This is a genomic window from Flavobacterium algoris (assembly GCF_048158525.1).
GTDB lineage: Bacteria > Bacteroidota > Bacteroidia > Flavobacteriales > Flavobacteriaceae > Flavobacterium > Flavobacterium algoris.
In genome coordinates this window covers 1-6,730 of record NZ_JBLNKT010000051.1, presented here as the reverse complement: position 1 = coordinate 6,730, position 6,730 = coordinate 1, and the positions used below count along the sequence as shown (strand labels likewise).

8 protein-coding genes are annotated in these 6,730 nt (G+C 31.9%); 1 reads left to right on the top strand and 7 read right to left on the bottom strand.

Features of this window, described 5'->3' with window-relative positions; all coding sequences use genetic code 11:
- Positions 1-133: 133 nt before the first annotated feature.
- The 7 genes from ACM55I_RS16150 to rsfS all read right to left on the bottom strand — a co-directional run bounded on the left by ACM55I_RS16150 (position 134) and on the right by rsfS (position 5,745).
- Positions 134-904 (bottom strand): superoxide dismutase, encoded by a 771-nt coding sequence (locus ACM55I_RS16150; protein WP_416847869.1) that lies wholly within the window; start codon positions 902-904, stop codon positions 134-136.
- 8 nt (positions 905-912) lie between these two features.
- Positions 913-1,182 carry an acyl-CoA-binding protein gene (locus ACM55I_RS16145; RefSeq protein ID WP_416847867.1) on the bottom strand — a complete coding sequence of 90 codons (270 nt, stop codon included), beginning with the start codon at positions 1,180-1,182 and terminating at the stop codon, positions 913-915.
- Complete coding sequence (locus ACM55I_RS16140) at positions 1,182-1,835, bottom strand: phosphatidylserine decarboxylase family protein (protein ID WP_416847866.1); 654 nt, start codon at positions 1,833-1,835, stop codon at positions 1,182-1,184. The genes ACM55I_RS16145 and ACM55I_RS16140 overlap by 1 nt, the downstream gene beginning before the upstream one ends.
- Positions 1,825-2,715, bottom strand: a complete 891-nt coding sequence (locus ACM55I_RS16135) for a phosphatidate cytidylyltransferase (RefSeq protein WP_416847865.1) — start codon at positions 2,713-2,715, stop codon at positions 1,825-1,827. Before ACM55I_RS16135 ends, ACM55I_RS16140 begins: the two co-directional genes overlap by 11 nt.
- 1 nt (position 2,716) lies before the next feature.
- Positions 2,717-3,319 (bottom strand): lactate utilization protein B/C, encoded by a 603-nt coding sequence (locus tag ACM55I_RS16130; protein ID WP_416847864.1) that lies wholly within the window; start codon positions 3,317-3,319, stop codon positions 2,717-2,719.
- Positions 3,320-3,432: 113 nt separating this feature from the next.
- On the bottom strand, positions 3,433-5,358 hold the full coding sequence (ftsH, locus tag ACM55I_RS16125; protein WP_039109644.1) for an ATP-dependent zinc metalloprotease FtsH: 1,926 nt from the start codon (positions 5,356-5,358) through the stop codon (positions 3,433-3,435).
- 15 nt (positions 5,359-5,373) lie between these two features.
- The gene (gene rsfS, locus ACM55I_RS16120) at positions 5,374-5,745 is read right to left on the bottom strand and encodes a ribosome silencing factor (protein ID WP_039109645.1); all 372 of its coding nucleotides are present in this window, start codon (positions 5,743-5,745) and stop codon (positions 5,374-5,376) included.
- Positions 5,746-5,842: 97 nt separating this feature from the next.
- Here rsfS and ACM55I_RS16115 point away from each other — a divergent pair, with 97 nt between their 5' ends.
- Positions 5,843-6,571 (top strand): biotin--[acetyl-CoA-carboxylase] ligase, encoded by a 729-nt coding sequence (locus ACM55I_RS16115; RefSeq protein WP_416847863.1) that lies wholly within the window; start codon positions 5,843-5,845, stop codon positions 6,569-6,571.
- Positions 6,572-6,730: the final 159 nt, after the last annotated feature.

The following is a 6,730-nucleotide window of genomic DNA, read 5'->3' as shown; positions in this document are numbered from 1 at the left end:
ACAAACTTTTAGAACAATTATTAAGGCAATATTTTCAATTTTTAATAAATTTCTGCTAAATCAGGTATTCCTTAAAACAAGTAGAGGCTATCTTTTCAGACAACCTCTTTTTTATAATTTAAATTTTAGAATATTATTTTTTTATCGCTGCATCATAATTTTCAGCCACTTTTTTCCAATTGATTACATTAAAAAAAGCATCAATATAATTTTTTCTTTTGTATTGGTAATCCAAATAATAAGCGTGTTCCCAAACATCTAAAGCTAATATTGGTGTTCCTGGAATAAGTGCATTTTTCATCAAAGGATTGTCTTGATTTTGAGTACTGGTCACTTGGAGTTTTCCAGCTCTGTCAACCACAAGCCATACCCAACCGGAACCAAATTGTTTTGTAGCTTCATCTTTGAATAAAGTTACGAAATTTTCAAATGAACCAAAATCGGTTGTAATTGCTTCGGCTAAAACATCTGATGGCTTTCCACCAGCCTTAGGAGCCATAATTTGCCAATATAAAGTATGATTGTAATAACCACCGGCATTGTTTCTGGTATTGGCGTCATTCAAGTCTAACTTTGCTAAGACCTCTTCAATTGTTAGGTTTTCTAATGGTGTTCCAGCTACCGCTTTGTTTAAATTATTGGTATAGGTCAGATAATGTTTTGAATAATGCATTTCTAGAGCTACTGCCGAAATATTTGGTGCTAATGCATCGTAGGAATATGGTAATTTTTCTAATTGAAAAGAACCTTCAATTGCCTTAACATCATCAGGAACTCCAACAGTAATTTTTTCTTGGGCAGTTGGTAATGGAACTTCTACAACTTCGGTGAGTTTTTTGTTATTACAGGAAAATAATAATGTAAGAAACAAAGAACTAGAAATTAAAAAGAGATTTTTTTTCATGAGTAACATTATTTTTTCAAAATTGAATTTATGATTTCGATATACTGTTCTTTAGCCTCATCAGCAGTAATGTTACTGATTTGCATCCAGGCATTTGTTTTGAAAGCATCCCTTAAATGGTAATTTGAGGTTTGCTTTAAATCCAAAGTTCCTATTGTAGCCCGTTTATAATAAGCATAGAGCCTTAACTGGACATCTTGCGGTAAAGATGCTTGAGTCATTTCAGACGCTATTTCAACGGCTTCTTTAAATCGTGTATCTAAATCTTTTTCAATCATTATCCTTTTGTAGCAATAATTGTTTTCCCTCCAATTGCTGTTTGATTAAGAACTACATTGATAGGTGTTCCTAAAGGTAAAAATATATCCACTCTTGAACCAAATTTTATAAAACCGGCATCAGTTCCTTGAATAACCTGCATTCCTTCTTCGGCATAATTTACAATTCGTCGGGCTAATGCACCTGCAATTTGACGGTATAAAATGGTGCCGAATGTTTGATTTTCGATAACTACAGTGGTTCTTTCGTTTTCTTCGCTTGCTTTTGGATGCCAGGCCACCAAGAATTTTCCAGGATGGTATTTACTGAATTTTACAATTCCACTCAGTCCATAACGCGTAACATGTACGTTTATTGGTGACATGAAAATAGAAATTTGCAAACGTTTGTCTTTGAAATATTCTCCTTCATAAACTTCTTCAATAACAACCACTTTTCCATCAACTGGAGCCAGTATTACATTGTCATTGAGTATTGCGGTTCTTTTTGGATTTCTGAAGAACTGTAAAATGATAATTAAAAGCAAAAGAGCACTTAATTGAATTAACATTTTAAGCCAATAGGTGTCAATAAATTTATCGGACAATAAAACGACAACGGCTGTGAAAAAAGTGCCTAATAAAATTGACGGGGTTCCTTCTTTATGAAACATAGTTTAAGATTTGGTAAAATAAAAATATAATTGGTGCTACAAATATAACACTATCTAGTCGATCTAGTATGCCTCCATGACCGGGCATGATACTTCCGCTATCTTTTACGCCAGCGATGCGTTTGAATTTGGATTCAATTAAATCTCCGATGGTACCTATAATTCCAACAATAACAGCAATTGAGGTCCAAATTAAGATGGATCTTTCGCTAAATTGAGGATTGGCCTTGATGTAGTATTTTGAGATTAAATAACCCGCCAAAACTGCAAAAACGATTCCGCCTAAGAACCCTTCTATTGTTTTTTTAGGTGATATTTTTTCGAATAATTTGGTTCGGCCTATGGATTTTCCAACAATATAGGCAAAGGTGTCGTTAGTCCATATTAAAATAAATAATCCAATTATAATTTTAGGATTATAGTCATTTATTCCAAATGAAATTTTAGTAATAAATACAAATGGCAGTATAATATACCCTAATAAATACAAGTATTTTGATGAAGTGCTTATTTTTTGAATATTATCATAAAATAAGAAAAGGATACATTTTATGGATACAACCAATGCTATAACCAATAAAACAACATCTAATTGTTGGATGTTTATTGAAATTTCTAAATCGGTATTGAATGCCTGATTGATAGTATCAGTTGTAATTTTATTGTAATGACTAACTAAAGTTATTGTAGTATATAAAAGGGTTCCAAAAAGAATTGGAAATACTTTATTTATTTGAATTAAATTACAAAATTCATAAACTGTAATTATAAGAAAGATTCCAAATAGAATGAAAAAGCTTTCCGTTGAATATAAAATAGAAGCGAGTAATAATATAATATAAATAGCTCCAGATATACCTCGTTTTAGAGTTTCATTCATTTTAAAGGTCTTCTAAAAGCAATAAATATAGATTTTTTGCAGAACTTCCGTATTGTGTAAAATCTTCCTCTTTTGCTTTTTCGAAATATTTTATGGTCGTTATATTGGTAGGATAGTCTCTTTCGTATTTCTTCTTTATGGCGCTAAGTCCATCACTTTTTGCTGCAAGAATCTGACTTGTGTTTGCCAAAATAATAATATTAGCAGGCAATTCGTTAGGTTTATTTTGTTTAATTTGTTTCGATGAGAATAAAACAGATCCTTCTTCGGCAATTAAATTTTCACAAGTTGCGAGAAGAAATTTAGGATTTTTAGGTTTGTCATAAGTAAGTTTATTATCATCTAATATCCCAAAAACATTAGGCTCATAGCATAAAACTTCACTTTCAAACCAGTCATTTTCTTCCAGTATGTTTTCAAATTGTTCTTTTACTTCTTCGGAGTTTTCGCAGTATAAAAATTTACCACCATTTTTTTTGAAATTATAGATAAATTTTTCATCTATAGAGGTAGCGTTATCAGCAAAGGATTTATTAAATTCACTTTCTTTATCTTCCTCAGAAGCCGGATTGTTAGCACCAAAAAATTTTCTAAAAAGACTCATATTCTTTTAATCTACTTTATTTATTATTTGAAAACGTCCAAAGATAAAAAAATCTTAATTCAAAAGAGGTTTTTGAATTAAGATTTTAAAAATAATTAAATTATATGTGTTTTTTATGATACTACTTCATCAAGATTTTTGTCAAAAGTTCTTTTTCCAAAAATAGCTTCTAAATCATCTTTGAATATAACTTCTTTTTCAATTAGAATATCTGCAAGCTGATTCAGTTTATCTTTATTTTCTTCTAGTATTTCTATTGCTCTTTGGTATTGACTTTCAATTAGTAATGAAATTTCTTCATCAATAACTCTAGCCGTTTCCTCAGAATATGGTTTTGAAAAACTATATTCACTTTGTCCAGTTGAATCATAATAGGTAACATTACCAATTTTTTCATTCAAACCATAAATAGTGACCATGGCACGAGCTTGTTTAGTTACTTTTTCTAAATCGCTTAATGCACCAGTAGAAATTCTGTTAAAAGTTACTTTTTCAGCTGCTCTACCACCCATAGTTGCGCACATTTCGTCTAGCATTTGATCTGGACGAACAATTAATCGCTCTTCGGGTAAGTACCATGCCGCACCTAAACTTTGTCCTCTAGGTACAATAGTTACTTTAATTAAAGGTGCTGCGTGTTCTAGCATCCAACTTACTGTAGCGTGACCTGCTTCATGGATAGCAATTGCTTTCTTTTCTTCTGGAGTCACAATCTTATTTTTCTTTTCAAGACCACCTACAATTCTATCAACGGCATCTAGGAAATCTTGCTTATCAACTGCAGTTTTGTTATTTCTTGCAGCAATCAAAGCCGCTTCATTACAAACATTAGCAATATCTGCACCTGAAAAACCTGGAGTTTGTTTTGCTAAAAAGTCAGTATCTAATCCTTCTATCTTTTTCAAAGGGGCTAAGTGTACTTTGAAAATCTCAGCACGCTCGCGAATATCTGGTAAGTCTACAAAAATTTGTCTGTCAAAACGACCTGCACGCATCAACGCTTTGTCAAGCACATCAGCTCTATTTGTCGCAGCCAATACAATTACATTTGAATTGGTTCCAAAACCATCCATTTCAGTCAATAACTGATTCAACGTGTTTTCACGTTCGTCATTACCACCAGACATGTTGCTTTTTCCTCTGGCTCTACCTACTGCATCAATTTCGTCAATAAAAATGATTGCTGGAGATTTTTCTTTGGCTTGTTTGAATAAATCGCGTACACGTGAAGCACCTACACCTACAAACATTTCCACAAAATCAGAACCTGATAAAGAGAAAAATGGAACTTGAGCTTCACCGGCAACGGCTTTTGCTAACAATGTTTTTCCTGTTCCGGGAGGTCCTACAAGCAGAGCTCCTTTAGGGATTTTACCTCCAAGATTGGTGTATTTTTCAGGGTTTTTCAAGAATTCTACAATTTCTTGTATTTCTTCTTTTGCTCCTTCAAGACCAGCAACATCCTTGAATGTCGTTTTTATATCTGTTTTTTCGTCAAAAAGCTTGGCTTTAGATTTTCCAATATTGAAAATTTGACCACCGCCGCCACCGCCGCCACCTGACATTTTTCTCATGATAAAAATCCAAACCCCTATAATAATGATGATTGGTAATAGACTGATTAAGATATCGGACCAATTGTTTTTTGGCAAGAAATTAAAATCTTTCAATTTTCCTTCAACAACCGCTTTTTCAAGTTTAGTTTGAAATATTTGATCATTACCAATATCGAATGAATAATGAGGACCTTTGTTAGGTCTGTCAAAAACATCTTTGGCAACTTTTTTATTTGCAGGATCTTTCAAAGCTGCTGCGTTAAGATATACTTCAGCCTCCGTTTTATTGTAAACGATAACCTTTTCAATTTGACCCTTTTCTAAGTAATTATTAAATTTAGAAGAAGTTAATTGTGCGGGTTCATTAAGACTTGAACCTCCGGTTATGAAACTTATAAACAAGAAAATTAAAAGGATTGCTGTGTAAATTAACCAAGGACTTATTTTAAATTTATTCGAATTTGGATTATTATCTTTAGCCATTAGAAGTGTGTTTCTTTAGTATTTGTTTTCAATTGTAGTGATTTTTGCATCACCCCAAAGACTCTCAATGTTGTAATATTCTCGTATGTGTTTTTGGAAAACATGAACCACAATATTTACATAATCCATAAGAACCCATTCTGCATTATCAGTTCCTTCAACATGCCAAGGCTTGTCTTTTAATTCTTTTGAAACTGTTTTTTGGATGGAGTTGACTATGGCGTTAACTTGTGTGTTTGAATTTCCATTGCATATGATAAAATAGTCACAAACTGCAGTGTCTATTTCTCTTAAATCAAGAATATCGATATCATTTCCTTTTACTTCTTCTATTCCTTTAATGATGTTCGCTAATAGCACGTCATTATTTATAGTCTTTTTCGCCATGAATTATTTTTATATATAAGTTTGTAAAGTTACCATTTTTTGTGATTATTTTTGAACCTTAACATAATATTAAATTCTGTTTCACAAAAAAACGTATATGAAAGTAATCAAACTCGATGCCATAGATTCTACAAATGAATTCCTCAAAGGGTTATCGAACAAACAGGAACAGGAAAACTTTACCGTTGTTACTGCTGAAAGCCAAACCAAAGGTAAGGGACAAATGGGAGCTGTTTGGACTTCTGAGCCTAGTAAAAACTTAATAATGAGTGTTTTGGTTAAGGATTTTTTATCGGATATTTGTCAGATATACAATCTGAATATTGCAGTTTCTCTTGCAGTTATTTCCGTTTTGGAATCCTGTAAGATTCCCGATCTTAGTATAAAATGGCCAAACGACATAATGTCATACAATAAAAAAATAGGTGGCATTTTGATAGAAAACAGCATCAAAAGTGACGGAACGATTATTTCTATAGTCGGTTTAGGTTTAAATGTGAATCAAACTGATTTTGAAAATTTGCCCAAAGCTTCATCATTAACGGTTATTTGTAATAAACAATTTGATAAGGAGGAATTGCTTTTTTCTATTATGGATAAAATTGAGTACAATGTAAAATCATGGAAACAACACTCTCAAATGCTATGGTCAGATTACACCAATAAATTATTTAAAAAAGGAGTTCCTATGCCTTTTTCAGATCAAAACAATCAAAATTTCATGGGAATTATTCAAGGAGTTTCTTCTGTTGGAAAACTTGAGGTTCTTTTGGAAGATGATAGCATTGCTGAATTTGACATCAAGGAAATTCAAATGTTATACTAATTTTTGACCGCACTAAATACAATAGATTTTGAAGAATTAAAAAAAAAAGAGGTTGTCTGAAAAGATAGCCTCTACTTGTTTTAAGGAATACCTGATTTAGCAGAAATTTATTAAAAATTGAAAATATTGCCTTAATAATTGTTCTAAAAGTTTGTTTAT